The 25,351-nt window shown below is 42.8% G+C and carries 25 protein-coding genes and 1 pseudogene; 13 read left to right on the top strand and 13 right to left on the bottom strand.

The window, feature by feature from the left end:
* Positions 1–133 precede the first annotated feature (133 nt).
* The 5 genes from ACSJJG_RS09245 to pspA form a co-directional block, all read right to left on the bottom strand.
* Positions 134–1,171: a TIGR01620 family protein gene (locus ACSJJG_RS09245; RefSeq protein WP_481089170.1), complete on the bottom strand. Its 1,038-nt coding sequence runs from the start codon at positions 1,169–1,171 to the stop codon at positions 134–136.
* Positions 1,168–2,565 (bottom strand): YcjX family GTP-binding protein, encoded by a 1,398-nt coding sequence (locus tag ACSJJG_RS09240; protein WP_481089169.1) that lies wholly within the window; start codon positions 2,563–2,565, stop codon positions 1,168–1,170. The genes ACSJJG_RS09245 and ACSJJG_RS09240 overlap by 4 nt, the downstream gene beginning before the upstream one ends.
* Positions 2,566–2,675: 110 nt before the next feature.
* Complete coding sequence (gene pspC, locus ACSJJG_RS09235) at positions 2,676–3,038, bottom strand: envelope stress response membrane protein PspC (protein ID WP_481089168.1); 363 nt, start codon at positions 3,036–3,038, stop codon at positions 2,676–2,678.
* Positions 3,038–3,265, bottom strand: a complete 228-nt coding sequence (gene pspB / locus ACSJJG_RS09230) for an envelope stress response membrane protein PspB (protein WP_481089167.1) — start codon at positions 3,263–3,265, stop codon at positions 3,038–3,040. Before pspB ends, pspC begins: the two co-directional genes overlap by 1 nt.
* Positions 3,266–3,297: 32 nt before the next feature.
* On the bottom strand, positions 3,298–3,969 hold the full coding sequence (gene pspA / locus ACSJJG_RS09225) for a phage shock protein PspA (protein WP_481090415.1): 672 nt from the start codon (positions 3,967–3,969) through the stop codon (positions 3,298–3,300).
* A 218-nt stretch (positions 3,970–4,187) separates the two neighbouring features.
* Between pspA and pspF the strand changes: the two genes are divergently transcribed.
* The 7 genes from pspF to fabI all read left to right on the top strand — a co-directional run bounded on the left by pspF (position 4,188) and on the right by fabI (position 11,835).
* Complete coding sequence (pspF, locus tag ACSJJG_RS09220) at positions 4,188–5,195, top strand: phage shock protein operon transcriptional activator (RefSeq protein WP_481089166.1); 1,008 nt, start codon at positions 4,188–4,190, stop codon at positions 5,193–5,195.
* 267 nt (positions 5,196–5,462) lie between these two features.
* Positions 5,463–7,202, top strand: a complete 1,740-nt coding sequence (gene sapA, locus ACSJJG_RS09215) for an ABC transporter substrate-binding protein SapA (protein ID WP_481089165.1) — start codon at positions 5,463–5,465, stop codon at positions 7,200–7,202.
* Entirely contained in the window at positions 7,199–8,164 is a 966-nt protein-coding gene (gene sapB, locus ACSJJG_RS09210; RefSeq protein ID WP_481089164.1) for a putrescine export ABC transporter permease SapB, read from the top strand. Before sapA ends, sapB begins: the two co-directional genes overlap by 4 nt.
* Positions 8,151–9,038, top strand: coding sequence for a putrescine export ABC transporter permease SapC (gene sapC, locus ACSJJG_RS09205; protein WP_481089163.1), 888 nt, complete (start codon positions 8,151–8,153; stop codon positions 9,036–9,038). The genes sapB and sapC overlap by 14 nt, the downstream gene beginning before the upstream one ends.
* The gene (gene sapD / locus ACSJJG_RS09200; RefSeq protein ID WP_481090414.1) at positions 9,038–10,030 is read left to right on the top strand and encodes a putrescine export ABC transporter ATP-binding protein SapD; all 993 of its coding nucleotides are present in this window, start codon (positions 9,038–9,040) and stop codon (positions 10,028–10,030) included. Before sapC ends, sapD begins: the two co-directional genes overlap by 1 nt.
* Entirely contained in the window at positions 10,031–10,840 is an 810-nt protein-coding gene (gene sapF, locus ACSJJG_RS09195) for a putrescine export ABC transporter ATP-binding protein SapF (protein WP_481089162.1), read from the top strand. It begins immediately after the preceding gene.
* Positions 10,841–11,046: 206 nt separating this feature from the next.
* Positions 11,047–11,835, top strand: a complete 789-nt coding sequence (gene fabI / locus ACSJJG_RS09190; RefSeq protein ID WP_481089161.1) for an enoyl-ACP reductase FabI — start codon at positions 11,047–11,049, stop codon at positions 11,833–11,835.
* Positions 11,836–11,892: 57 nt separating this feature from the next.
* Here fabI and pdxY read toward each other — a convergent pair whose 3' ends face one another.
* The 4 genes and pseudogenes from pdxY to anmK all read right to left on the bottom strand — a co-directional run bounded on the left by pdxY (position 11,893) and on the right by anmK (position 16,243).
* A complete protein-coding gene (gene pdxY / locus ACSJJG_RS09185) occupies positions 11,893–12,771 on the bottom strand; it encodes a pyridoxal kinase PdxY (RefSeq protein WP_481089160.1) in 879 nt (292 codons plus the stop codon).
* Positions 12,772–12,879: 108 nt separating this feature from the next.
* Positions 12,880–14,151, bottom strand: coding sequence for a tyrosine--tRNA ligase (gene tyrS, locus ACSJJG_RS09180; protein ID WP_481089159.1), 1,272 nt, complete (start codon positions 14,149–14,151; stop codon positions 12,880–12,882).
* Positions 14,152–14,375: 224 nt separating this feature from the next.
* On the bottom strand, positions 14,376–15,029 hold the full coding sequence (pdxH, locus tag ACSJJG_RS09175) for a pyridoxamine 5'-phosphate oxidase (protein ID WP_481089158.1): 654 nt from the start codon (positions 15,027–15,029) through the stop codon (positions 14,376–14,378).
* A gap of 103 nt (positions 15,030–15,132) precedes the next feature.
* Positions 15,133–16,243 (bottom strand): annotated as a pseudogene (anmK, locus tag ACSJJG_RS09170) (anhydro-N-acetylmuramic acid kinase).
* 351 nt (positions 16,244–16,594) lie between these two features.
* On the opposite strand from anmK, the gene ACSJJG_RS09165 reads away from it, so the two are divergent.
* The gene (locus tag ACSJJG_RS09165; RefSeq protein ID WP_481089157.1) at positions 16,595–17,068 is read left to right on the top strand and encodes an outer membrane lipoprotein; all 474 of its coding nucleotides are present in this window, start codon (positions 16,595–16,597) and stop codon (positions 17,066–17,068) included.
* Positions 17,069–17,151: 83 nt separating this feature from the next.
* Here ACSJJG_RS09165 and slyA read toward each other — a convergent pair whose 3' ends face one another.
* Together slyA and ACSJJG_RS09155 are read right to left on the bottom strand one after the other, a co-directional pair.
* Positions 17,152–17,589, bottom strand: a complete 438-nt coding sequence (gene slyA / locus ACSJJG_RS09160) for a transcriptional regulator SlyA (RefSeq protein ID WP_099132866.1) — start codon at positions 17,587–17,589, stop codon at positions 17,152–17,154.
* Positions 17,590–18,265: 676 nt separating this feature from the next.
* Positions 18,266–18,505: a DUF1289 domain-containing protein gene (locus tag ACSJJG_RS09155; RefSeq protein WP_481089156.1), complete on the bottom strand. Its 240-nt coding sequence runs from the start codon at positions 18,503–18,505 to the stop codon at positions 18,266–18,268.
* A 241-nt stretch (positions 18,506–18,746) separates the two neighbouring features.
* Here ACSJJG_RS09155 and gloA point away from each other — a divergent pair, with 241 nt between their 5' ends.
* Together gloA and rnt are read left to right on the top strand one after the other, a co-directional pair.
* Positions 18,747–19,154, top strand: a complete 408-nt coding sequence (gene gloA / locus ACSJJG_RS09150; protein WP_481089155.1) for a lactoylglutathione lyase — start codon at positions 18,747–18,749, stop codon at positions 19,152–19,154.
* Positions 19,155–19,332: 178 nt separating this feature from the next.
* Positions 19,333–19,992: a ribonuclease T gene (gene rnt / locus ACSJJG_RS09145; RefSeq protein ID WP_481089154.1), complete on the top strand. Its 660-nt coding sequence runs from the start codon at positions 19,333–19,335 to the stop codon at positions 19,990–19,992.
* Between the two features lie 71 nt (positions 19,993–20,063).
* On the opposite strand, the gene ACSJJG_RS09140 is transcribed toward rnt, so the two are convergent.
* The gene (locus tag ACSJJG_RS09140; RefSeq protein WP_481089153.1) at positions 20,064–20,444 is read right to left on the bottom strand and encodes a Grx4 family monothiol glutaredoxin; all 381 of its coding nucleotides are present in this window, start codon (positions 20,442–20,444) and stop codon (positions 20,064–20,066) included.
* Positions 20,445–20,805: 361 nt separating this feature from the next.
* Between ACSJJG_RS09140 and sodB the strand changes: the two genes are divergently transcribed.
* The gene (gene sodB, locus ACSJJG_RS09135) at positions 20,806–21,384 is read left to right on the top strand and encodes a superoxide dismutase [Fe] (protein WP_481089152.1); all 579 of its coding nucleotides are present in this window, start codon (positions 20,806–20,808) and stop codon (positions 21,382–21,384) included.
* A 501-nt stretch (positions 21,385–21,885) separates the two neighbouring features.
* Positions 21,886–22,911, top strand: coding sequence for an HTH-type transcriptional repressor PurR (purR, locus tag ACSJJG_RS09130; RefSeq protein ID WP_481089151.1), 1,026 nt, complete (start codon positions 21,886–21,888; stop codon positions 22,909–22,911).
* A 3-nt stretch (positions 22,912–22,914) separates the two neighbouring features.
* On the opposite strand, the gene punR is transcribed toward purR, so the two are convergent.
* Positions 22,915–23,823 carry a DNA-binding transcriptional activator PunR gene (gene punR / locus ACSJJG_RS09125; protein WP_481089150.1) on the bottom strand — a complete coding sequence of 303 codons (909 nt, stop codon included), beginning with the start codon at positions 23,821–23,823 and terminating at the stop codon, positions 22,915–22,917.
* Positions 23,824–23,951: 128 nt separating this feature from the next.
* Here punR and punC point away from each other — a divergent pair, with 128 nt between their 5' ends.
* Positions 23,952–25,139 carry a purine nucleoside transporter PunC gene (punC, locus tag ACSJJG_RS09120; RefSeq protein WP_481089149.1) on the top strand — a complete coding sequence of 396 codons (1,188 nt, stop codon included), beginning with the start codon at positions 23,952–23,954 and terminating at the stop codon, positions 25,137–25,139.
* Positions 25,140–25,351: the final 212 nt, after the last annotated feature.

Genomic DNA, 25,351 nt, shown 5'->3' with positions numbered 1-25,351 from the left:
TATCCAATAGATGAAGACCTTGTCAGCAAAAGTTTACAAGAAAATAAAGTGTCAATCTGGTATGACAGTCGTTATTAAGTGCCGTTATGGCTGCTTTTTGAGTCCGCCTCTGCGGCCTTGTTATTGTATTTCATTAGGTAAGCGCAGTTTTGAGCTGAGCAATCAACTGGTGACGAAAATCCCCTAACTTCGGTTTATCGCCATCAATCCACGGCAAAGGCCGACACAATTCCATGGCCTTGATGCCCAAACGCGCTGTCAGTAATCCTGCACCAATCCCTTGTGCTGCGCGTACAGAAAGACGAGCGGCAATGTCCTGTGACAACCAGTCCATACCCACTTCTCTGACTAATTCTGATGCTCCTGCAAAAGCAATATTCAGCAATACCAACCGAAATAAGCGAATACGGCTGAAATAACCTAATTCAATGCCATAAAGCGCTGCAATACGATTAATGAGACGAATGTTTCTCCACGCAATAAAAGCCATATCCACAATAGCCAATGGACTGACCGCGATCATCAAAGCCGATTCCGCGGCTGAACGGCTGATCTCTTGCCTGGCTTGTGTATCCAAGACAGGCTGAACTAATTTACTGTACAGCATGACAATTTCACGATCATTTTGGGTTTCATGCACGGTAGCCTGCCAACGCTGTAATGCCGGATGTTGTCGCTCAATACCCGCTTGTTCTGCTAATTTTTCACAAAATTGCCTTCCCTTGCCAATGCCGTGACTTTGCAATAGCTCTTTCGCAGTATCTCGCTCTTCTGTACGCTGCCGCAAAAGGTAAAGGCGCCGCCATTCCTTTATCACGCTGCCTATTCCCGCTAACACAATCATGCTACCTGCCGCAGCGATCCCCAACGCAATCCAGTCATGTTGCCGCCATGCCTGGTATATCCACTGAACACATTGGGCAACAACACTAGCCCCCAATAACAGGACCGCACTGATAAGAACTTTTCGCCAAAAACTACGTTTCGGTTTCAGCGCAGCATTCACTGCACCTTCAAATTCACGTTCCTGCTCCTCCGCTTCCCGCTCTGACATAACCGGATAGAATGCTTTTTCCTGCCCAGTGAATTCTCTTTTTGCTTTTAGTGGTGGTTCGGACGCTGTTTGTACAAGATCGTCAAAATCCATGCGCGGTTTCAACGGTTCGGTCATGTTAATTTATCTCCCAATAAAAATTCCATCACGCTATCCATGCGAATATGGGGTAACGGTGTGCTGACATTGGCTTGTTTTGGCCGAAATGATTCGAAATTAAACCCCTGTTTTTGCCAAAATTCACTCTTCGGCAAGCGCTGTGGCACTTCGCCCGGAAAAAATGTCAATAACTTATCGTCTGACAAGCGATTGCCTTTGATGGCAGGGATCTTTTCACCTTTATGCATGACAATGCCGCTCTCCGTTGCCTGAACAGATGCAAGTCCCACACAATCCATGCTGATCCCTTCAAACGCTGCATTTTGCCACGCTTCCTGTACCAAATGCTGTAAAAGTGAAACGAGATTGGCATGTTGATCTGGCGTAATATGATCCGCTTTACTGGCAGCAAACAGCAATTTATCGATACAAGGCGAGAATAAACGACGAAACAGTGTTCGCTTACCATAATGAAAACTCTGCATAAGTTGTGTCAATGCAAGCCGCATATCATTGAACGCTTGCGGGCCACTATTCAATGGTTGCAAGCAATCCACCAGGACAATTTGCCGATCAAAACGGAGAAAATGCTCTTTATAGAATGCCTTAACGATATGCTCACAGTAATAAGCAAAACGTTCACGCAACATACCGATGTTGGTGTGTTTGCCTGCCTTCGCCAATTGCGGCTCGCCAATTTTGTCAATATTCGGCCACGGGAAAAATTGCAGCGCGGGTGCTCCCGCCAGATCACCCGGCAAGATAAAACGGCCAGGTTGGATAAAGTGTAACCCTTGCTGTTTACATTGATGCAAGTAGTGCGTATAAGCCTGAGCGATTTTGGCAAGTAAATTTTCATCCGCAGGTGCCAGTGGATCACATTGCTGGCATAACGCTAACCATGACTTAGCCCAATTCTCCCTCTCCCCCTTCAGTAATCCGTGCATATGTCGTGACCACGCCAGATAATTTTGTTCCAGCATGGGTAAATCCAATAGCCATTCACCCGGATAATCGACAATTTCCAGATAAAGGGTAGAAGTTTCCTTGAGATAACGAAACAGGGAATCTTCAGAACGATAACGCAATGCTAAACGTATTTCACTCACGCCACGGGTTGGTGTCGGCCAGTCAGGAGGAGTGTCATATAATTCTGTGATGTTTTCATCATAGGTAAAACGAGGCACCCCAAAATCTCGCTGTGGCACCCGCCTCACACCAAGCAAGCGCCCATCGCGCACGGTAGAAAACAGCGGCAATCTGGCGCCACTGTGAACATGCAAAAGTTGGTTTACCAAGGAAGTAATAAATGCGGTTTTTCCACTGCGACTTAATCCTGTTACCGCCAGTCGCAAATGACGGTCCATTCCACGATTAACAAGCGCTGTTAGTTCGTTTTGCAACCGTTTCATGTTTCTCCTAAATGGGAATACCGTGAGTCAATCTCATCTGGCCTGTAATCTTGGCAAAATTTAATATTATTTCTGCTGTTACAAGCCAGATCCCATGTTATCCACTGCGCTCAGAGCTGGCGGAAACGGCTGCGCACATTGTAAGTATCAGAAGTCACATAGCGTTCCATTTGACGCAAACGGGCTTCGCTTGTCTTCAATTGGTAATCTATTTCGTCCAACATCTTCTGTGCTGATGGCCCTCTATATTTTTCCTCTGCTGAATATCCCGCAGGGGCGGGATCCATGACAAAGGTCAAAATAATATAAGCCAATAGCGTTATGCCAAATAGACCAAAAAACAGTGATAATACCGTGATGGTACGAATAAGCGGAGCGGGTACGTCAAAATAGTCTGCTAACCCGGCACAAACTCCTTTAACTACCCCCTGCTCTGGCAGGCGGTAAAGTTTCCGGCGATATTGATTTGACATTATGACTGTCTCCAATTTGGATGCTCTGCGTCAAGGATATCTTCTAACGTTTTGACCCGTTCTTGCATACGTCTGGCATTTTCGGTCAACTGTTCTAGACGCTGAATTTCACTGTTCCCTAACTGATCCCGATTGCTGTTGCGGTTGCTGTAATGCAGCCACAACCAGATGGGTAAGACAAAAAGCACAAAAATGATCAGCGGGATACCAAGAAATATATAGCCCATTATCTTTCCTTAGTTAGGTATGACATATGTCATCATTGAGAATCTTTGATATTCATTTTAGCTTTCAAGGCCGCTAATTGTGCACTGATTTCATCATCTGCCTTCAATTCTGCAAATTGCTGATCGAGTGATTTCTGTTTACCTGGTCCAAAAGCTTCTGCTTCCGCTTCCATGTGGTCTATCCGGCGTTCAAACTGTTCGAAGCGTGCCATTGCCTCATCGATTTTACCACTATCCAACTGACGGCGTACCTGGCGCGAAGATGCTGCGGCCTGATGACGCAGTGTCAATGATTGTTGTCTCGCACGCGCTTCTGTCAATTTATTTTCCAGTTCAGTCACTTCGCCTTTGATGCGTTCCAGCGTCTCATCCAGAATGGACAATTCGTGTGTTAGCGTTTCAACTAAGCTACTGACTTTCTGTTTTTCAATCAACGCTGCACGCGCTAAATCTTCTTTACCCTTGTTCAGTGCCAGTTCAGCTTTTTCTTGCCAGCCCTCGATTTGGTTTTCACCCATGTTGATACGGCGCAAAAGCTGCTTTTTCTCTGCCAGGGTACGGGCGGAAGTCGAGCGGATTTCCACCAGTGTGTCTTCCATTTCCTGAATCATCAAGCGGATCATTTTCTGTGGATCTTCTGCTTTATCCAGCAGAGAAGAGATATTGGCATTCACGATATCAGCAAAACGAGAAAAAATACCCATAGTCATAAACCTCTTTCATTAGAATGTATATATGTTATGCCTGTGTATTGTTAAATACGGATACAAGGTACACGGTAAGGCACTTAACTAAATACAAGATACATGCCAACTTTCTTTCTTTTATTATCCAATTGAAATTATTGATATAATTTTTTCTTTGCTTTTTTATGGCAATTAGCTAATTTAGTCAAATTAAACAATTTTTGGCGAAAAATACCATGTCTCAGTTCATTGATAACCTATTAGGTGAAGCAAACTGTTTTATTGAAATTTTGGAACAAGTCTCCGCATTAGCGAAGTTGAACAAACCTGTTTTAGTTCTGGGGGAGCGAGGAACAGGTAAGGAGTTAATTGCCCGACGCTTACACTATCTTTCTCCACGTTGGCAAGGCCCTTTCATTTCCCTGAACTGTGCCGCACTCAATGAAAATCTGCTTGACTCAGAGCTATTTGGTCATGAGGCGGGTGCATTCACGGGGGCCAGTTCAAAACACCAAGGGCGCTTTGAGCGAGCCGACGGCGGAACCTTGTTTCTTGACGAACTCGCTACTGCCCCCATGCAAGTACAGGAAAAATTATTGCGTGTCATTGAATATGGTCACCTGGAGCGTGTTGGCGGTACTCAGTCATTACAAGTTGATGTACGTTTGATCTGTGCCACCAACGAAGATTTACCTGCCATGGCTGCCGGTGGGAAATTCAGAGCTGATTTGCTCGACAGGCTCGCGTTCGACGTGGTTCATATCCCACCACTGCGTCAACGGCAACAGGATATTATGTTACTGGCACAAAATTTTGCGATTCAGATGTGCCGTGAGTTAGATCTGCCATTTTTCCCCGGATTTACTGACAAAGCCAAACAACAGTTACTTTCCTACCACTGGCCCGGAAATGTTCGCGAATTAAAGAATGTCATCGAACGCTCTATTTATCGGCATGGTAATAGTGAAAATGAATTAAATACAATCATCATCAATCCCTTTTCACCATCACAGCGATCTGCTTCCCCATCCATTGAGAGTGAGATGACCAATGATTCCCTTCCCAAATTACCTCTCGATTTAAGGCAATGGCAAAATGATAGCGAAAGGGGTTTAATCATACAGGCTTTGACAGAAAGTCAATTTAATCAGAAAAGGGCCGCTGACAAACTTCATTTGACTTACCACCAGTTCCGCGGGTTAATCAAGAAACACCGTATTGATGCTAATGGCAAGATAGAGTAGAGAGATAAAAAAAAGTAGCCGGCACCCGAGCCGGCTAATAAAAATACTGGAAGCAATGTGAGCAATGTCGTGCCTTTTCTGAGATACATACTTGCTATTACAAGGTGTCTCCCTGAAAGCACATGCGAATGATAATACTTATCAATTACACTTGTAAAGCATTTTATTGAGAATTTTTCTCATTATCGTGATCTGCCCGTTGTTTTTGAGCAGAAAGCGTTAATTAAGTTACAATGGCCAAACTCTTTTTTATGACTGACATTTTATATGCGTTATTTGATTTACTGGATTATATTATTGATTTCCGCTCCGACTCTGGCGGCCAAGAATACTGCTCCAGAAATGACTGCGGATCCCATTCCAGAACCGACTAAAATGATTCCAGAATCGAGGCCAAACAGTACCTCGGAAAGTCTGCCTCATATTTCGACATCCTTACGGCAGAACGGTTTTATTTATTGCGTTAATGGCAATTTGAATACGTTTAATCCCCAAATGGCTATCAGCGGCTTGACTGTGGATACGCTTGCCGCGCAGATTTATAATCGCCTGTTGGGCGTTGATCCTCTTACCTATCGTCTGGTTCCCGAACTGGCTACTGATTGGGAAGTGCGGGATAACGGGGCAACTTACCGCCTTTACTTGCGTCATCATGTTGCTTTCCAATCAACCGATTGGTTTACACCAACCCGTGCAATGAACGCGGATGATGTTGTTTTCAGTTTCCGCCGTCTCTTCGATAAGACACATGATTATCATGATGTTAATGGTGGTCACTATCCCTATTTTGACAGTTTACAGTTTGGTGATTCAGTAAAAAATATTCGGAAAATCAACCAATATACGGTCGAATTTCGCCTTAATGAACCCGATGCTTCTTTTCTCTGGCATCTGGCAACCTACTATGCGCCTATACTGTCCCAGGAATATGCTGAAAAATTGCAGCAAATAAATAGACAGGGGCAAATAGATTGGAAACCGGTCGGAACCGGTCCCTTCATGCTGGAAGATTATCAGATGGACCAATTTATCCGCCTTGTTCGCCATGATAAGTATTGGAAAGGTAAACCGCGTATGGAACAGGTGGTTATAGATACTGGTGCTGGCGGGACCGGCAGGATCTCAAAACTACTCACGGGTGAATGCGATGTCCTGGCTTATCCCGATGCTAATCAGTGGAACATCTTGCATGATGATTCAGATCTGCGTCAGACATTACGTTCAGGCATGAATATCGCTTATCTTGCTTTTAATACCAGTAAACCACCATTGGATCAGTTAGCCGTTCGTCAGGCCATTGCTTACGCTATCAATAACCGACGCCTGATGAAATCCATTTATTATGGTACGGCAGAGACAGCGGCTTCTATTTTGCCTCGTGCATCATGGGCGTATGATAATCGCGCTGAAATCACCGAATACAACCCGGAAAAATCCCGCAAAATGTTAAATGAGCTGGGATTAAACGGGTTGGAATTAACTTTATGGGTTCCGACAGCGTCACAATCCTATAACCCAAGCCCTCTGAAAATGGCGGAGCTGATTCAGGCCGATTTGGCACAAGTGGGTATTAAGATGTCTATTCGTCCCGTCGAAGGCCGTTTTCAGGAAAACCAACTCATGGATAAAACCCATGATATGACGCTGGCAGGCTGGTCTACTGATAGCAACGATCCCGATAGTTTTTTCCGCCCATTATTAAGTTGTGCCGCCATTGCGTCGCAAACGAATCTGAGCCGTTGGTGTAACTCAGTTTTTGATAATGCTCTTCATGAGGCTTTATTAAATCAACAACTTGCTTCACGAATCAAAAATTATCATGTTGCACAAGAAATTCTCGCGCAGCAATTACCCGTGTTGCCACTGGCTTATTCGATGCGTTTACAAATCTCTCGTTATAACATTCAAGGATTGGTACTCAGCCCGTTTGGCAATAGTTCCTTTGACAAAGTCTACCGCGAACAGGAAGACACCGTTCCTGGTGAAAATAAAAAGGGAAGCAAATGATTATTTACATCCTGCGTCGTTTATTGCTTCTGGTTGTGACGTTGTTTTTTCTTTCATTAATCAGTTTCAACCTGATGTATTTCACACCTCATGGTGCCTTGAGTGGTGCATCACTGTCAGACGCTTACGTATACTATTTCCGTAGCTTACTCCAATGGGATTTTGGTATTTCCAGAATTAATGGGGAACGGATTATTGAACAACTGTACACTGTTCTCCCGGCCACGATGGAGCTGTGTGTCCTCTCTTTTTCCATGGCATTGTTAATTGGCATCCCTCTTGGGATTATTGCAGGTGTCTGGCGCAATAAAAAAGTCGATATCATTATCAGTACGTTCGCCCTATGCGGTTTTTCCATTCCTGTTTTCTGGCTGGCGCTGCTGCTGACTCTGTTTTTTTCACTTTATTTGGGCTGGCTGCCTGTCTCAGGACGTTTTGATTTACTCTATCGGATGGAACCTGTCACTGGTTCTGCACTGATTGATGCCTGGCTATCAAAGTCACCTTATCGCAATGAAATGATCATGAGTGTTATTCTGCATATGGTTCTGCCCGTTATGACACTGGCCGTCGCTCCTACTACTGAAGTTATCCGTTTGATGCGCAATAGTGCAGAAGAAGTTTCAGGTGAAAATTACATCAAGTCGGCAGCAACACGTGGTTTATCACAGTTAACTATCATTCGTCGCCATTTATTGCATAATGCCTTGCCACCCATCATACCTAAGTTAGGGTTGCAATTTTCAACCATGCTCACATTAGTGATGGTGACAGAGCAAGTTTTTAACTGGCCTGGTTTAGGGCGTTGGCTTATCAGCGCTATCCGCCAGCAGGATTATTCCGCCATCTCGGCGGGCGTCATGGTGGTAGGTACGCTGGTTATTTCCGTTAATATTCTGACAGATATTATTGGTGCAATGGCTAATCCCTTGAAGCATAAGGAATGGTATGCCGTTAGATAATTTTTACCGCGAAAAGAAAATGCCGTCGCCATTGAGAGTTATCTGGCGGTTTTTCTATGCTGATATATTAGCAATGACAGGTTTTTATGGGGTGTTAATTTTAATTGCACTATGCCTGTTGGGAGTTCTTTTCGCCCCATATCGGCTTGACCAACAATTCATGTCCCAACTTATGCCGCCTTCATGGTCGCATCACGGTAATGTCGCCTTTTTCCTTGGAACTGACGATCTCGGTCGTGATATTTTCAGCCGCCTATTAATTGGCACATCTTCCACATTCGGGGGAGCATTGGTGGTCACTGCGGCGTCAGCCATTGTAGGATTAATCATCGGTAGCCTTGCCGGAATGACTCATGGTTTGAGATCAGCGGTTATGAACCATATTCTTGACACTTTGCTCTCTATTCCTTCATTACTACTGGCTATTATTGTTGTTGCTTTTGTTGGCGCCAGCCTGCACCATGCCATGATTGCCGTTTTCCTGGCATTGCTGCCAAGAATAGTACGTACCGTTTATACTGCTGTGCATGACGAACTGGATAAAGAATACATTATTGCAGCACGTCTGGATGGCGCTTCAAACTACCATATTTTACGTTATGCCGTTCTCCCCAATATCACTGCGGTGATAGTCAGTGAATTAACCCGTACCCTCTCCATCGCTATTCTTGATATCGCCGCACTGGGATTTCTCAACCTTGGAGCACAACTACCATCCCCCGAATGGGGAGCTATGCTGGGAGATTCATTAGAATTGATCTATGCTGCCCCCTGGACTGTTATGTTACCCGGAGCAGCAATTATGTTCAGCGTTTTGCTGGTCAACTTACTGGGTGATGGTCTGCACCGCGCTATTAACGCAGGAGTCGAATGATGCCATTACTTGATATTCGAAACCTCACCATTGAATTCATGACGGCAGAAGGTCCCGTCAAAGCTGTTGACCGAATGAGTATTTCACTGGCAGAAGGTGAAATATTAGGTTTGGCGGGTGAATCAGGATCAGGCAAGAGTTTGATTGCCAAAGCGATTTGTGGCGTCACAAAAGATAACCTCAAAGTAACCGCAGATCGTTTCCGTTTTAACGACATTGATTTATTGCGCCTGACACCACGGCAACGCCGTAAGGTAATTGGGCACAACATTTCAATGATTTTTCAGGAGCCACAGTCATGCCTCGATCCATCAGAAAACATTGGTAAACAGATTATTCAATCTATTCCTGGGTGGACGTATAAAGGCCGTTGGTGGCAGAGATTTAATTGGCGAAAACGCCGCGCAATTGAGTTGTTGCACCGTGTTGGTATTAAAGATCACACTGATATCATGCACAGTTATCCTTATGAATTAACAGAAGGTGAATGTCAAAAAGTGATGATTGCCATTGCACTTGCCAACCAGCCACGATTGCTGATTGCCGATGAGCCGACCAATGCAATGGAGCCAACGACCCAGGCACAAATATTCCGTTTGCTTTCGAGCCTCAATCAGAACAACAACATGACTATTCTGTTAATCAGTCATGACCTGCAAATGATGAGTAAACTGGTCAAACGCATCAATGTGCTGTATTGCGGTCAGACAGTGGAAAGCGCTACACCGGATGAGTTGCTGGTGAAACCTTACCATCCCTATACGCAAGCGCTGATCCGTTCCATTCCTGATTTCGGCAGTCCGTTGCCACATAAAAGTCGGTTAAACACGCTGTCTGGAGTTATTCCATCACTGGAACATTTGCCGGTAGGTTGCCGTTTGGGGCCACGTTGCCCTTATGCACAAAAAACCTGTATTGCAACCCCACGGCTACGGGTGATTAAGAGCCATGCATTCGCCTGCCATTTCCCTTTGAATATGGAGGAACCATAAGTGGTTGAGACATTGCTGGAAGTTAAAAACCTGACTAAAACATTTCGCTATCGAACCGGACTATTTCACCGTCATCAACTTGACGCCGTACAACCAGTGAGCTTTACCCTGCAACCCAAAAAAACCCTCGCTATCCTTGGTGCAAATGGTTCCGGTAAATCTACACTCGCGAGAATGTTATCAGGGGTTATTGAACCGAGTTCAGGTGAAATTCTGATTAACGGTCATAAGCTGTCTTACGGGGATTATAGCTACCGCAGCCAGCGCATTCGTATGATTTTTCAAGATCCCAGCACATCACTGAATCCTCGTCAGCGCATTGGTCAGATTCTGGATATGCCGTTAATTTTGAATACGAAGTTATCTCCCGCCGAACGGGAAAAACGTATCAACCAAACGTTGCGTCAAGTTGGTTTACTGCCAGATCATGCCAATTATTACCCACATATGCTCGCATCAGGGCAAAAACAGCGTGTGGCTTTGGCACGGGCCCTGATATTGCAACCACAGATCATTGTTGCAGACGAAGCCCTGGCATCCCTTGATATGTCAATGCGTTCCCAAATCATCAACTTGATGCTGGAATTACAGGAAAAACACGGTATTTCATATATCTATGTCACCCAGCATCTCGGTATGATGAAACACATCAGTGATCAAGTGCTGGTAATGCATCAAGGGGAAGTTGTCGAGCGTGGCAATACAGCGGAGGTTCTGGCTTCTCCGCTGCATGATATTACACGCAAATTGATAGCCAGTCATTTTGGTGAAGCCCTGTCTGCTGAAGCATGGCGACAGGATATCACCTAATGTTTTTATTGGATGTATTTTAATCACTGATCGGAACAGAATGGGAAACTCACCACATTTTCCTCCGGCATGGTAGAATCATCCCCGTTTATTCACCATAAATACCGCAGTTATGGTTAGAGATTTATTATTTCTGTTTTTCCATGACTTTTGGTGTTTGATCACAAAGAACAATTTTGATCATAAAGAACAATAAGGATACTGCTATGGGTTTCATGACCGGCAAGCGCATTCTCATTACTGGCGTCGCCAGCAAACTGTCTATTGCTTATGGAATTGCCAAGGCAATGCACGATCAAGGAGCAGAGCTGGCTTTCACTTATCAAAATGACAAGTTGAAACCTCGTGTCGAAGAATTCGCCGCATCACTGAATTCAGATATCGTTCTGCCATGTGACGTGGCTGAAGATGAAAGTATCGACGCATTGTTCGTTGAATTAGGCAAAGTATGGCCTAAATTCGATGGTTTTGTTCACTCTATTGGTTATGCGCCGGCTGACCAGCTTGATGGTGATTATGTTAACGCTGTTAACCGTGAAGGTTTCAAAATTGCACACGACATCAGCGCATACAGCTTTGTCGCAATGGCGAAAGTCTGCCGTACTATGCTGAATCCGGGTTCTGCCCTGCTCACCTTGAGTTATTTGGGTGCCGAGCGTGCAATTCCTAACTATAACGTCATGGGTCTGGCGAAAGCTTCTCTGGAAGCAAACGTACGTTATATGGCAAATGCAATGGGTACTGAAGGTGTTCGTGTTAATGGTATCTCTGCTGGCCCAATCCGTACTCTGGCAGCTTCTGGTATCAAAGATTTCCGTAAGATGCTGGCACACTGTGAAGCGGTTACACCTATTCGCCGCACGGTGACAACAGAGGATGTCGGTAATGCTGCTGCCTTCTTGTGTTCAGATCTGGCTGGTGGTATCAGCGGTGAGATCTTACATGTTGATGGTGGCTTTAGCATTGCGGCCATGAATGAGTTAGAGTTAAAGTAATGGCATGTTAAAAACAGTGCCATCCATAAAATTATGGGTGGCACTGTTTTTTTATTATTAATCTATTCTGACAGCATGAAATTGATGTTCTGGAGTCACTATCCTATCTTGTGCGGCAACAATCTGTAATTCATATTCCTCACTCTTTTGCGTTTCCAGCATCACTTCGTAGACCGCAGCTGCAACATGTTCTAAAGCAGCTTGTAATGCTTCATTTGTCAAAAAAGGGTTTTTCAATAGATTGGCAAGAAACAAACCACTCGTTAAGTCACCAACACCAACGGGTTGACGTGTCCCTGTATCAATTAATGGACGGCTAACGTGCCAACTATGTTCTTTGGTTACCAAAAGCATTTCAAAACAATCGGCCTGATAACCTGCTCGACTCAAATGCTTAACCAATACAATCCTGGGACCTTTGTCACATAACTCACGCGCAGCCGATATAGCTTGTTCTACGCTACCAATTTTCCGCATAGTCAATGTTTCAAGTTCCAACAAATTAGGTGCAATAACATCACTGGCAGGTAGGGCTTTATCACATAAAAATTCAGCAACGCCTGGAGCAACTATGCATCCTTTTTCTGGATGCCCCATGACAGGGTCACAGAAATACCATGCATCAGGGTTGGCTTCTTTAACCCGCTTCACGATATCAAGGATATAATTTCCCTGCTCCGCAGAACCAATATAACCACTCAGGACTGCATTACAGGATGCGAGTTTATTTATTTCACCTATTCCCTGCGCGATTTCAGTCAAATGTTCCGGCGGCATTACACAACCACGCCATTGAGGATATTGGGTATGGTTTGAAAATTGAACCGTATTTAATGCCCATACGTTCACCCCCATACGCCGCATCGGAAAAACAGCTGCACTGTTTCCGGCATGACCAAAGACAACATGAGACTGAATTGAAAGAACATTATTCATGATAATACCTGGTTTATTATTTTTAATTTATGAATAGATAATATTTATAAAGACATCAGATACATTAAGGGCAACATTATCGTTGCCCTTAATAATAATATTAGTTAATTATTTCCAATTGATAAGGCAATAATGTTTCTTACCACGGCGTAATAAGCTATAACGCCCAAATAAACAGTCATTATCCGTAAATACATACATCGGTTCGGATTTTTTTTCACCGTTGATGGAAACCGCATTAGAGCTGATCATGGTACGAGCCTGCCCACGGGAAGGAACAAATTCGGCGGTAACCAGTGCTTGTTGCAGATCCCCACCTTTTTCAAATTCTATTGTCGGCATTCCATCTTGTGCCAATTGAGCGAAATCTTCTTCGGTCAAATCAGCAATCGCTCCTGAGAATAAACTCTCAGTGATACGTTTCGCTGCTGCAAGCCCTTCTTCACCATGCACCAGACCAGTAACTTGTTCTGCCAGTACATATTGTGCACGCGGAGCTTTACCGCTGTTCTTATCTTCTTCTTCCAGCGCATTAATTTCCTCAATGCTCATGAAAGTAAAGAATTTCAGGAAACGGTAAACATCTGCATCTGCTGTGTTAATCCAGAACTGGTAAAATTTGTACGGACTCGTTTTTTTCGGATCCAACCAAACTGCCCCACCCTCTGTCTTACCAAATTTAGTTCCGTCTGATTTGGTGATAAGTGGAACAGTCATACCAAACACTTGTTTCTGGTTTAAGCGACGCGTCAAATCGATACCTGAAGTAATGTTGCCCCATTGGTCTGATCCACCAATCTGTAATTCAACACCATATTCTCTATTCAAATTTGCAAAGTCATATGACTGCAACAGGTTATAAGAAAACTCAGTGTACGAAATACCAACATCATCACGGTTAAGGCGTTGTTTTACCGCTTCTTTGTTGATCATCTGGTTTACAGAAAAGTGCTTACCGATATCACGCAGGAAGGTCAGCACATCCATTTGACCAAACCAATCGTAGTTATTGGCTAACTCTGCACCATTTTCACCATTGAAACTCAGGAACGGAGAAACTTGGTTACGAATTTTCTCAACCCACTCTTTGACCGTTTCCCCTGTATTCAATTTGCGTTCAGTTGCTTTAAAGCTTGGATCACCAATCAAACCTGTCGCCCCACCAACCAATGCAATCGGTTTGTGCCCCGCAAGTTGGAATCGTTTTAAACACAGCAAGGGAACCAGATGGCCCAAATGCAAGCTGTCAGCGGTAGGATCGAAGCCACAATAGAGAGAAACCGGACCTTGCGTCAGTCTCTCAGCTAACGCCTCTTCATCCGTTACCTGGGCAATAAGGCCCCGCTCTTGCAGTTGTTTAATCAGGTTATTGCTAGACATTAATGACTCCATCAGTTTGTATATTTTGCTTATATTTCTATACCCTTCTTTCACGTTGCCGCTTTGTTAGCTACGCTGCAACTTGAAGCCTATTGGGTATATAAGCATCTCGTGATAAATCAAGTGCTATAGCATAAAACGCCAGTCATATAAGTGCCAGTATTAAAACAGTAATTATTCCCCCTACTTTGCAAATCACTGTCTGGTTGGCTGTAATTTGCAACTTAAGGAGCTAAACGGTCAACATTCCATTTATCACCATCACGTTGATACAGGAAACGATCATGAAGACGATGGGTTCCGCCCTGCCAAAATTCAACTGTGTCAAATCTGACCTTGAATCCACCCCAAAAACTCGGGAGAGGAACTTCACCATTCTGGAATTTCTGTTTCAGCTCCAAAAACTTCCCTTCCAAAATGCTTCTGGCTGAAATCTTTGAGGATTGTTGAGAAGCCCAGGCTGCAATTTGGCTATCCTTCGGACGGCTGTGAAAATACTTTACAACCTCAACCGGAGACAAGCGCTCTGCTCTGCCGAGAAAACTGACCTGTCGTTCCAATTGATACCAGGGAAAGTGGAGACTGATCCGGTTATTCTGGGCCAGATGTTTTGCCTTACGACTGCCAAGATTGGTGTAGAATATCAGGTTATTAGCATCAAAATGTTTTAATAGAACAATGCGTTGATAAGGTTGCCCATGCTCATCTACTGTAGCAATACACATTGCCGTCGGATCGCTGAGATTCGCTTCACAAGCCTGCTTTAGCCAACGTTCAAAAAGTTCAATCGGTTCTTCAGTAAGATCTTTTCGCCTCAATCCACCACGTATATATTCACGGCGCAATTCTGCAATATCTGCTTCATTATTTTCTGACATTTCTAACTCTCGATTTATTAATGAGTATTAGCATATCATTGTTATCTGTTCGCTAACTGTCTTCTAATAATGATCATCTGTTAACTGACCATTATCCGATCAATTATCTGACAACCGGGTAAATTGCCCCTAAAATCGTTTCTCTATCCGCACCTGTAACTGACGGTAAATTACCAGACAACCCAGACATTGTTCGGAATGCCAGCCAGGCAAATGCCAGAGCTTCCATGTCGTCACCACTCAAACCATATTTGTCTGTCGTAGTCACTTCAGTACCCGGCAATAAAGCCGATAACCGACTCATCACGAATGGATTACGCGCCCCGCCGCCACATACCAAAAGAGCGATCACATCCACCACTTAGCATAACTTGCTGAGCAATGCTTACAGCCGTGAGTTCAGCTAATGTAGCTTGAACATCCACTGGGGCAACTTCAGGGAAATCAGCCAACTGTTTTTCCAGCCATGCCATATTAAAATATTCACGCCCGGTACTTTTCGGTGCCGTACGTACGAAATAGGGATCAGAAAGCATTTTCTGGAGCAAAGATTCATTAACAGTACCTTCACTGGCCCACTGCGCATCTTTGTCATAAGGCAACTGCTTATGCTGCCATGTCCAAGCATCCATCAACATATTGCCGGGTCCGGTATCATATCCTTTAACGGCTAAGTTAGGCAGAAGGGCTGAAATATTTGCTATTCCACCAATGTTTAAAATAATACGCCTTTCTGTCGGATGGCCCAATACAGCCATATGAAATGCGGGTACTAAAGGAGCTCCCTGCCCACCATAAGCCATGTCACGCCGTCTGAAATCACCGACCGTTGTAATATTGGTAAGTGCTGCTACACGGTTATTGTCACCAATTTGCATGGTAAAAGGTTTTTCACCATCCGGCTCATGCCATACAGTCTGCCCATGACATCCAATTGCTATAATATCATTTGCAATCAGCCCTGCTTTATTCAGTAATCCTTGAACAGCTTCCGCAAAGAGAGTGCCAAGCTCATAGTCAAATTTTCCGACCATTGATAATGTCGTTTGCTGCCCTTGACAAATAGATAGCAATTTTTGCTTAAGCTCCTGCGGAAAAGGATGGCTATAACTCACTTGCTGAGTAACAATTTTATCACTAATCTCCGCCAAAATAACATCAACCCCATCCATGCTGGTGCCAGACATCACACCAATATAACGTCCTGACTTCATAAATACTCCTCTATTAAATAATGGATAACATTTAACATGTGGATTACATTTAATCTTGCGTAAACTATAAAACACATCTATTCGGACTATATATGTTTAATGATCATTGTCAGAGATAAAATCTGAGTTTTGGAAAGCTCTTCACAAAACATGCTAAACTTTTGGTCAGGAATTATTCCTTTCAGAGTTCATCGTGAACATTTATTATATGTAAATATGCATTATTAGTAGCCGACAAATTTATTAGCTCTGCTGCTAACAATAGTATCTACTACTGAGAATAGTAGCCGAACAACTGGTGATAAGTTTATTCTCAAGCTTCCCTATCGGGCACTAAAATTAGGAGTGATTATGTTAAAACGTTTCCTGGTTGGCGCAGTTGTAGTAACCACGTTGTCTGGCTGTGCAGACATGGGAGCACTTTCTAGTGATACTTACTCTATTGGTCAAGCCAAGCAAGCTCAAACTGTGACTTATGGCACCATTCTATCTGTACGACCCATCACGATTAAAGGTAAGCAAGCTGGTGATCCTAATATGCTAGGCCTCATTGGTGGTGCTGTTTTGGGAGGACTGCTGGGTAATACAGTTGGTGATGGTTCTGGTCAAAGGCTTGCCACCGCTGCGGGTGCTATTGCAGGCGGCCTGGCTGGTCAAAGAATCGAAGGTGCTTTAGATCAAACGAAAGGTATTGAACTAGAAATTCGTATGGACAGCGGAAAAAACGCCATCATAGTACAAAAGTTAGACAACACCGTATTCAGCAGAGGGCAACGTGTCAGGATCGCAAACAGCGGAGATTCTTTGACTGTATCACCACTCTAACATGTTCAAATAACGCAAAACAAAAAATCGCGGTTTACCAGTAACAAGATCTGGGCCGCGATTTTATTATTATAGATTAACTTTTATATTACCTGTTTGTGCAATTGGTTAATATTTTTTTCAATTTTCTTTATTACAGAAGCAAGCAGAATTAACTCATCATGAGTAATTCCCTCCAAAATTTCTTTTCTTGTCGAACCAATAACACTATCCACTTCTCTAATAAAGTTTTCCGATTCTTTGGTTAATTTGATTCTTTTTGCACGTCGATCATTGGCACATGTGTGGCGTGTAATCAGTTTCTTTTCTTCTAATTGATCAAGCGTTCTCACCAAAGAGGGTTGCTCAATACCAATAGCTTTTGCAAGCTGTATCTGGGACTGCTCTGGCGGTAGTTGACTAATATTGTATAGAGTAACCCAATGCGTCTGAGTTAATTTCAACGGTTTCAAACGATGATCAATTAAAGCGCGCCAGATACGGACTAAACGTGCCAGATCTGATCCCAATGTCAATTCCAATTACCCCTCCTTATAATTAGAGACTCATATAACATCAATGAATTATCCAATCAGTTTATTCATATGAATAATGGATACGCACTCTATATCATGCTTACATTAGCAGAGTCAGCAATTTCGCTAATTACCTAATTAGTATCGCGTTGGCTTGTTACTCAAAGTTGACATCTTCGTCGCCCTAAAGAGCGAAATTGTACGGCGCACCGAATAAAATCGCGCATTAATCCACCAACGATATAAACTGCATAAAATAATTCTTCAACTAAACTATTGTAAGTTTAAATATCAACAAAAAAAGTACAATCCCCAAAATATATACATTTTCACTCGGTTAAAGTTCTATAAGAATAACCGCCATCCAAATACTAATCTATATATTTTTACATTAATATCATTTTTCTCTTACAGAGATTGATAATATCAAAATAAATAACATAAAAAACAATAAGATAACAAAAAGTTTCTTTTTTGTTCAATAATTGATTCTTTAATAAAAAATTTTTACTGAAATGATTAAGATAGACAACAGAAGTGATATTTTGAAATGACTTATGTCAAATAAAAGAAATGTAATATACATAATATCTCATTTATGGCTAGTAATATTTCTTATTTTTGCGATCATCCTAAACTATAATTCATATAAATGAGATTTTTTAGCCAATTCAAAGTGGAATTAAAATAAATCCGGTTGTCTTGGAATAATATTTCTTTCCTCTTCCTTCTTTCTCAGACCTCTTAGTTTTCTCTGATGACATAACCGCAATATTTCTCTTTTTTCACTATCCGATGCTTTCATCCATATAAATCGTTCTTCCCTACTACGATAACATCCTCGGCAAAAACCACGGGGATCAGATTCACAAACTCCCCGACAAGGGTTTGGAATAGCAAAAAATTCTAATTGTTCAGCCATCTCATCCCCCTATATCCAGGTTTGTCAAACATCCCCATAATAAGGCCATTTATTGACCAGTATAAACTTTCCCCATGTCATTTCAAAATAAAATGGTAACAACTTAAAGCTAAATAAATCGGATAATTTGAATTTTTTGATCTATACACGTTATATTAACCAGGCATATGCAGATATGTGAGCAAAGTTTTTGTAATAAAGCTATGTTTCGCAATAAAACTATAAAGATCAAGAGGTAATCATGCGTTTACTCCACACTATGATCCGTGTTGGCAACATGCAACGCTCGATTGATTTCTATACTCAGGTAATGGGTATGCGTTTACTTCGCACGAGCGAAAATCCAGAGTATAAGTATTCTCTCGCGTTTGTTGGTTATACCGATGAAAGCCAAGGCGCAGTTATTGAACTAACCTATAATTGGGATGTTGAAAACTACGAAATGGGAACCGCATTTGGACATATCGCCTTAGGTGTTGATGATGTTGCGGCAACCTGTGAACGCATCAAACTTGCTGGAGGGAAAGTCGTTCGCGAAGCAGGGCCAGTTAAAGGTGGAACAACCGTCATTGCATTCGTTGAAGATCCTGATGGCTATAAGATTGAACTCATCGAAAATTCAAGTGCCAGCCATGCATTAGGCAACTAACTCTATCAATAACTATCGAGTTATAGCTAGAAATTATTTAAATACCTAAATAAGGGCATCTTGCCCTTTAATTCCCCACCGAATAAGCATTACTTCTGCAAGACATACCAAATTTTGTCATAATACCCACTATTCCAGAGTTAAAAATAGAATCCTGAAGCTAAGAACTGAAAATCAGATGCCTAATCAAAATGATCAAAATATGCTAAGTGGGCGCTTTCGTGGCTACTATCCCGTTGTCATTGATGTCGAAACCGCTGGTTTTAATGCGCGTACAGACGCTTTACTTGAAATTGCTGCTATTACTTTAAAAATGGATGAAGAGGGTTGGCTAACACCTGCCAATACACTGCATTTTCATATCGAGCCTTTTGAAGGGGCTAATCTTGATCCTGCCGCTCTCGCTTTCACTGGCATTGATCCTACAAACCCCTTGCGAGGAGCTGTCAGTGAATATACTGCCTTGCACGCAATTTTTAAAATGATCCGCAAAGGCATGAAAGACACGAATTGTAACCGTGCAATTATGGTCGCCCATAATGCCAATTTTGATCACAGTTTTGTCATGGCTGCTGCTGACCGTGCTGGTTTGAAACGCAACCCATTCCATCCGTTCGCTACTTTTGATACCGCTGCACTCAGTGGCCTGGTTCTTGGCCAGACAATTCTTGCCAAAGCTTGTATCACAGCGGAAATTCCGTTTGACAGCAATCAGGCCCATAGCGCCCTTTATGATACTGATCGAACTGCCCTGCTTTTCTGTGAACTGGTTAATCGCTGGAAACGGCTAGGTGGTTGGCCGCTTCCATCTGCTGATACAGCCAACTGCGGATCCTAAAAAAGCAAGCCCCATACCGATTAAAGTATGGGGCTATGAAAAGGCGCCATCATTCAGATGAATGACTGACCTTATTCCTGCTCACGATATTTATCAGCAGTTTCTTTGATCAGTGTTTGTAATTCACCACGTTGGTACATTTCAACAAGGATGTCACAACCTCCCACCAACTCACCATCAACCCAAAGTTGAGGAAAAGTCGGCCAATTTGCATATTTAGGCAATTGAGCACGGATATCTGGATTTTGCAGAATATCCACATATGCAAAACGTTCACCACAAGCTGATATAGCTTGAACTGCCTGAGCAGAGAAGCCACAGTTTGGTAGTTTCGGGGAGCCTTTCATGTACAGCAGAATTGGGTTTTCTCTGATCTGACGTTCGATTTTTTCAATGACTGTATCAGCCGTTGTATCAGTAACCGTGTTAGTATTTGCATTAATGTTCGTCATATTTGCTTCCTTAAAAACTGCAAGCGCTATTTATCAGCATAAGATAAAGATTGATTCAGAATACCACTTTCTACGCTAATTTTTCTACCGTGAACTTTATATGGCAAATTTTTGCCATGATTTGCAGCAATTGATCATCAGTTATTTTCATTCCAACTGACTGTATCTAATCCATGTTAAGTTCAGTTCTGCACCAGTTCGCAGCTCAATAGCATCTTTTTCCCTGTTATTTAGCAGAAAAGTTGTTAAGATAATTATCAAAATAGTAACACGATAATAAGCTTAAATTTGCCCTGCCCATGGTTAGTGTCTAAGCCATGGTTTGCGGAGCCAAAAACCCGATATTAAAAAGGAGCATGCAATGTCTTTTGAATTACCCGCATTACCTTATGCCAAAGATGCCCTGGAACCACACATTTCTGCAGAAACTCTGGAATATCACTACGGCAAACATCACAACGCTTATGTTGTAAACCTGAATAATCTGATTAAAGATACTGAATTTGCCGGAAAATCGCTGGAAGAAATTATCAAAACTTCTGAAGCTGGCATTTTCAATAACGCAGCACAAGTTTGGAACCATACTTTCTACTGGCATAGCCTGTCACCAAATGGTGGGGGCGAACCCACCGGAAAAGTTGCAAATGCTATCAACAATGCTTTCGGTTCTTTTGCTGAGTTCAAACAGCAGTTCACCGACGCAGCCCTGAAAAACTTTGGTTCAGGCTGGACTTGGTTAGTCAAGAAAGTTGATGGCACTCTGGCTATTGTTAACACTTCAAATGCAGCAACCCCACTGACTGGCGAAGATAAGCCAGTACTGACTGTTGACGTTTGGGAGCACGCATATTACATCGATTACCGCAATGCACGCCCTCAATATTTGGAGCACTTCTGGGCTCTGGTAAACTGGAAATTTGTTGAAGAAAACCTGGCTTAATAAGATTCATTCTTATACTAACCTGAAATAATAAGGGCAGGTTTTCCTTCATTCGCGGAATTCCGCATGCCGGAGAACCCGCCCTTAATGTAAGTGAGACTACAAATTCTTCTTTTAGATCTTGATCAGATCAGACAGAGGCTTGCCAGAAAAACAATCATGATTAATGCACTACAGGCAGCCAACAATCCCAGCTTCAGATCTGTATCCATAGAACATCCTCAATGTGAAAATTAAGACACCTCAACATCCTAAATTTTAAGCAGTTATTTTCCATATATCGAAAAACCCTACCGCGATATTTAATCCATACTCTTTATAGCATCGATTATTGCTTTCACTTTTGAGCTAGATCAGACAAAATTCAAGGTTTACCGCTAAATTATTGCCAACCATCACCCTGTATATAAATATATTGGCAAACGATTAACAAATAGCTATACCCGACAAGAAAGATAAAGGGTATATAAATTAGACCAGAAGGTCAGGAGTCCTTTTTTCATGGCAACGATTAAAGATGTGGCTAAACGCGCTGGTGTTTCGACCACAACCGTATCCCATGTTATCAATAAAACCCGTTTCGTCGCCGAAGATACCAAGGCCGCAGTCTGGGCCGCTATTAAAGAATTGAACTATTCTCCCAGTGCCGTTGCCCGCAGCTTGAAAGTTAACCACACCAAATCCATTGGATTGCTGGCAACATCAAGTGAAGCACCATACTTTGCTGAGATCATAGAGTCGGTTGAAAATAGCTGCTATAGCAAAGGTTATACACTGATTTTATGTAATTCTCATAACAACCTTGATAAACAGAAAGCTTATCTCGCAATGCTGGCGCAAAAACGGGTAGATGGTTTGCTGGTAATGTGTTCAGAATACCCTGAGCAACTTTTGAGTATGCTGGAAGGCTATCGTAATATTCCTATGGTGGTCATGGATTGGGGAGAATCCAGAGGCGATTTTACCGATGCAATTATTGATAATGCCTTTCATGGTGGTTACCTGGCTGGCCGTTATCTCATTGAACGTGGTCATCGTGATATTGCATCTATTCCTGGGTCATTGGCAAGAAATACGGGGGGGGGCCGCCATCAAGGTTTCCTCAAAGCACTAAAAGAAGCCAATATCGCTATTCGGGATGAGTGGATTGTACAAGGTGATTTTGAACCTGAGTCCGGTTATCAAGCTATGTACAAGATCCTGAATCAAAAACATCGCCCAACCGCTGTTTTTTGTGGTGGAGATGTCATGGCTATGGGAGCAATTTGTGCAGCCGATGAGTTGGGATTGCGCGTTCCACAAGACATTTCAATCATCGGTTATGATAATATTCGTAATGCCCGCTATTTTACGCCAGCATTGACAACCATCCACCAACCCAAAGAGCGTTTAGGGCAAATGGCCTTTTCAATGCTACTGGACAGGATCGTCAATAAACGTGAGGATGCTCAAACTATCGAAGTCCACCCACGCCTTGTTGAACGGCGCTCAGTTGCAGATGGACCTTTTATCGATTATCGCCGCTGACAGTTAATTTTCTTGCAGCCATTCGGCATTAAGCGTTTCGCTATCCCCCAGATAATCAAGTAACCAGCTTAATGCCGGTGAATGGCTTTTTTGCGACCATGTCAGGCAGCATGGGCTGTCAGGCAATGGTTGTTCAAGTTCAAGTGTAATCAGCTTGCCTTTACGGATCAGCGGTTGCGCTCGGTGTTTGGGCACCATGCCTACACACAATCCATCCATCAAGCAGCTTAATCCAACATCCCAATCGGGAACAATCAACCTCCGCTGATTATCCAAAGCCCATGTATCACGTTTAGGTAAGCTGCGCGCGGTGTCTTCAAGACATAAACTGGGATAAGGCCGCATTTGATCATCATTCAATTTTTCCGATATTACTGCCAGTTCGTGTTCAGGACTGGCTACACACAGCCAAGGCATAAACCCCATATCCCTGAAGCTATATCGCTCGCCCACGGGGGAAGCACGTGTCGCGCCAATGGCGACATCCACTCGTTCATCCACCAAAGCATCCCATACGCCATTGAAAACTTCTGGATAGATAAGTAACTCAATATCTGGAAAATGGCGATAAAAATCCAAAATTAGCCGAAGCGTTCGTTCTGGTTTTACTACCTGATCAACCGCAATACTAAATTGCCCCCGCCAACCGTTGGCAACCTGTTGGCACTGGTGCCTAGTGTGATTCATTTTTTTGATAACAGAACGCGCTTCTTTGACAAAAATTGCCCCCGCTTCCGTTAAATCGACATCACGATGACGACGTTCAAACAGAGGTACTGCCAGCCATTCTTCAAGCTGTTTTACCGTATAGCTGACAGCAGAAGGCACACGATGGAGTTCTGATGCAGCCGCGCTGAAACTTCCTGTTCTGGCAACAGCATCAACGACTTCCAGAGAGTATTCAGACCACATATATCTTCCTTTCAATTTTTTTCACAGCATGGTGCAAATATTACCGTTTCACAAGTAAAAATCATGCTATATAAAATAAGCCAAATATTTCCTTACTCACTCCACTACAAAACCTAATTATTAACACAATGACAACAAATAAAAACTCCCTTCCATTTATGTCTTATCTCGCAGGCTTAAGCATGCTAGGCTATTTGGCCATTGATATGTATCTGCCCGCTTTTGATACAATGAAAGCAGAATTAGGTACATCAACTAACGCCATCAGTGCGAGCCTTAGCATTTTTCTTGCCGGATTTGCTTTTGCCCAACTTTTATGGGGTCAATTGTCTGACCGTTTGGGCAGAAAACCTGTTCTTATTATCGGCCTATTCCTGTTTTCCATTAGTTGTTTAGGTATGCTTTGGATAACAGACCCGATCCAGTTATTGGTATTGAGATTTATGCAAGCGGTTGGTGTTTGTTCTGCTGCGGTGACCTGGCAGGCTTTAGTCGTCGATAGATATGATGCAGAGCGTACCAAACGTGTTTTTGCCATGATCATGCCTTTGGTTGCTCTTTCCCCTGCTCTTGCTCCTTTGTTGGGCGCATGGTTATTAACGCATAATGGTTGGAGAATCATTTTCCTTGTTTTAATGATCGTAGCGATCTTGCTGTTAATACCAACATTTTTTCTGACCAATAAACGCACCAATATCGAAACCCATGCCGATAAAAAGGTAGTTTCTTTCTTTACGTTATTCACTTCCCCAGTTTTTAACGGAAATGTACTGATCTATGCATCTTGCAGTGCAGGTTTTTTTGCCTGGCTAACGGGTTCACCAACAATTTTGAAAGATATGGGTTATGATCCTACCGATATTGGCTTAAGTTATATTCCCCAAACTCTGGCATTTATGATTGGCGGGTATGGTTGCCGTATCTTACTGGAAAAAGTAAAAAGTGAAACGGTATTCCCATTTCTGTTGGTGGGCTATGCTGTAAGCATGATCATTATTTGTTTGATTTCCATATTAAGTGAACCTTCATTTATAGCCATTCTTATTCCTTTTTGTGTAATGGCGGCAATGAATGGTGCATCCTATCCAATTGCAGTAGCAAATGCTCTGTCTGTTTATCCACAGGATAGTGGTAAAGCGGCTGCATTACAAAATGCCCTGCAATTGGGCCTCTGTTTTGTTGCCAGTATGATCGTTTCTCTATTTATGGAATACCCTCTTTTATCGACGACAACAATCATGGCACTTACGGTTGTCCCCATGGCTATCGGTTATTGGCTGCAAAAACAAGGTGTTGAAAAAAGTCACCAAGCATAAATACAATAATTTTCCAAAAAAATAATAGTTAAGAACATTATTATCTAAAGGTTACGCCATTATGTGACCTTTAGATGATTGTTTAAATACCATTTCACTCATATACTCATACGGATTCATTATTCTAAAAACTCGGAATTTGAGGTCTTTCAGAGCATTGACGCTCTATTTAATTTCAGGATGAATAGGCAATATGTGCTTTTCAATGCAAT

The organism is Xenorhabdus sp. SGI 60, from assembly GCF_056632175.1.
The sequence above is the reverse complement of the archived record's forward strand: the minus strand, read 5'-3'. Positions and strand labels throughout refer to the sequence as shown.

Bases quoted from the DNA above. Each gene is read 5' to 3' on its own strand.
- fabI (WP_481089161.1), top strand. From the start codon at position 11,047: ATGGGTTTCATGACCGGCAAGCGCATTCTCATTACTGGCGTCGCCAGC.
- rnt (WP_481089154.1), top strand. From the start codon at position 19,333: ATGCCTAATCAAAATGATCAAAATATGCTAAGTGGGCGCTTTCGTGGC.
- pspA (WP_481090415.1), bottom strand. From the start codon at position 3,969: ATGGGTATTTTTTCTCGTTTTGCTGATATCGTGAATGCCAATATCTCT.
- purR (WP_481089151.1), top strand. From the start codon at position 21,886: ATGGCAACGATTAAAGATGTGGCTAAACGCGCTGGTGTTTCGACCACA.
- pspC (WP_481089168.1), bottom strand. From the start codon at position 3,038: ATGTCAAATCAATATCGCCGGAAACTTTACCGCCTGCCAGAGCAGGGG.
- ACSJJG_RS09245 (WP_481089170.1), bottom strand. From the start codon at position 1,171: ATGACCGAACCGTTGAAACCGCGCATGGATTTTGACGATCTTGTACAA.
- sapB (WP_481089164.1), top strand. From the start codon at position 7,199: ATGATTATTTACATCCTGCGTCGTTTATTGCTTCTGGTTGTGACGTTG.
- ACSJJG_RS09140 (WP_481089153.1), bottom strand. From the start codon at position 20,444: ATGACGAACATTAATGCAAATACTAACACGGTTACTGATACAACGGCT.
- sapA (WP_481089165.1), top strand. From the start codon at position 5,463: ATGCGTTATTTGATTTACTGGATTATATTATTGATTTCCGCTCCGACT.
- sapD (WP_481090414.1), top strand. From the start codon at position 9,038: ATGCCATTACTTGATATTCGAAACCTCACCATTGAATTCATGACGGCA.
- tyrS (WP_481089159.1), bottom strand. From the start codon at position 14,151: ATGTCTAGCAATAACCTGATTAAACAACTGCAAGAGCGGGGCCTTATT.
- pspF (WP_481089166.1), top strand. From the start codon at position 4,188: ATGTCTCAGTTCATTGATAACCTATTAGGTGAAGCAAACTGTTTTATT.
- pdxY (WP_481089160.1), bottom strand. From the start codon at position 12,771: ATGAATAATGTTCTTTCAATTCAGTCTCATGTTGTCTTTGGTCATGCC.
- ACSJJG_RS09240 (WP_481089169.1), bottom strand. From the start codon at position 2,565: ATGAAACGGTTGCAAAACGAACTAACAGCGCTTGTTAATCGTGGAATG.
- punC (WP_481089149.1), top strand. From the start codon at position 23,952: ATGACAACAAATAAAAACTCCCTTCCATTTATGTCTTATCTCGCAGGC.
- pdxH (WP_481089158.1), bottom strand. From the start codon at position 15,029: ATGTCAGAAAATAATGAAGCAGATATTGCAGAATTGCGCCGTGAATAT.
- gloA (WP_481089155.1), top strand. From the start codon at position 18,747: ATGCGTTTACTCCACACTATGATCCGTGTTGGCAACATGCAACGCTCG.
- punR (WP_481089150.1), bottom strand. From the start codon at position 23,823: ATGTGGTCTGAATACTCTCTGGAAGTCGTTGATGCTGTTGCCAGAACA.
- ACSJJG_RS09155 (WP_481089156.1), bottom strand. From the start codon at position 18,505: ATGGCTGAACAATTAGAATTTTTTGCTATTCCAAACCCTTGTCGGGGA.
- ACSJJG_RS09165 (WP_481089157.1), top strand. From the start codon at position 16,595: ATGTTAAAACGTTTCCTGGTTGGCGCAGTTGTAGTAACCACGTTGTCT.
- sapC (WP_481089163.1), top strand. From the start codon at position 8,151: ATGCCGTTAGATAATTTTTACCGCGAAAAGAAAATGCCGTCGCCATTG.
- pspB (WP_481089167.1), bottom strand. From the start codon at position 3,265: ATGGGCTATATATTTCTTGGTATCCCGCTGATCATTTTTGTGCTTTTT.
- sodB (WP_481089152.1), top strand. From the start codon at position 20,806: ATGTCTTTTGAATTACCCGCATTACCTTATGCCAAAGATGCCCTGGAA.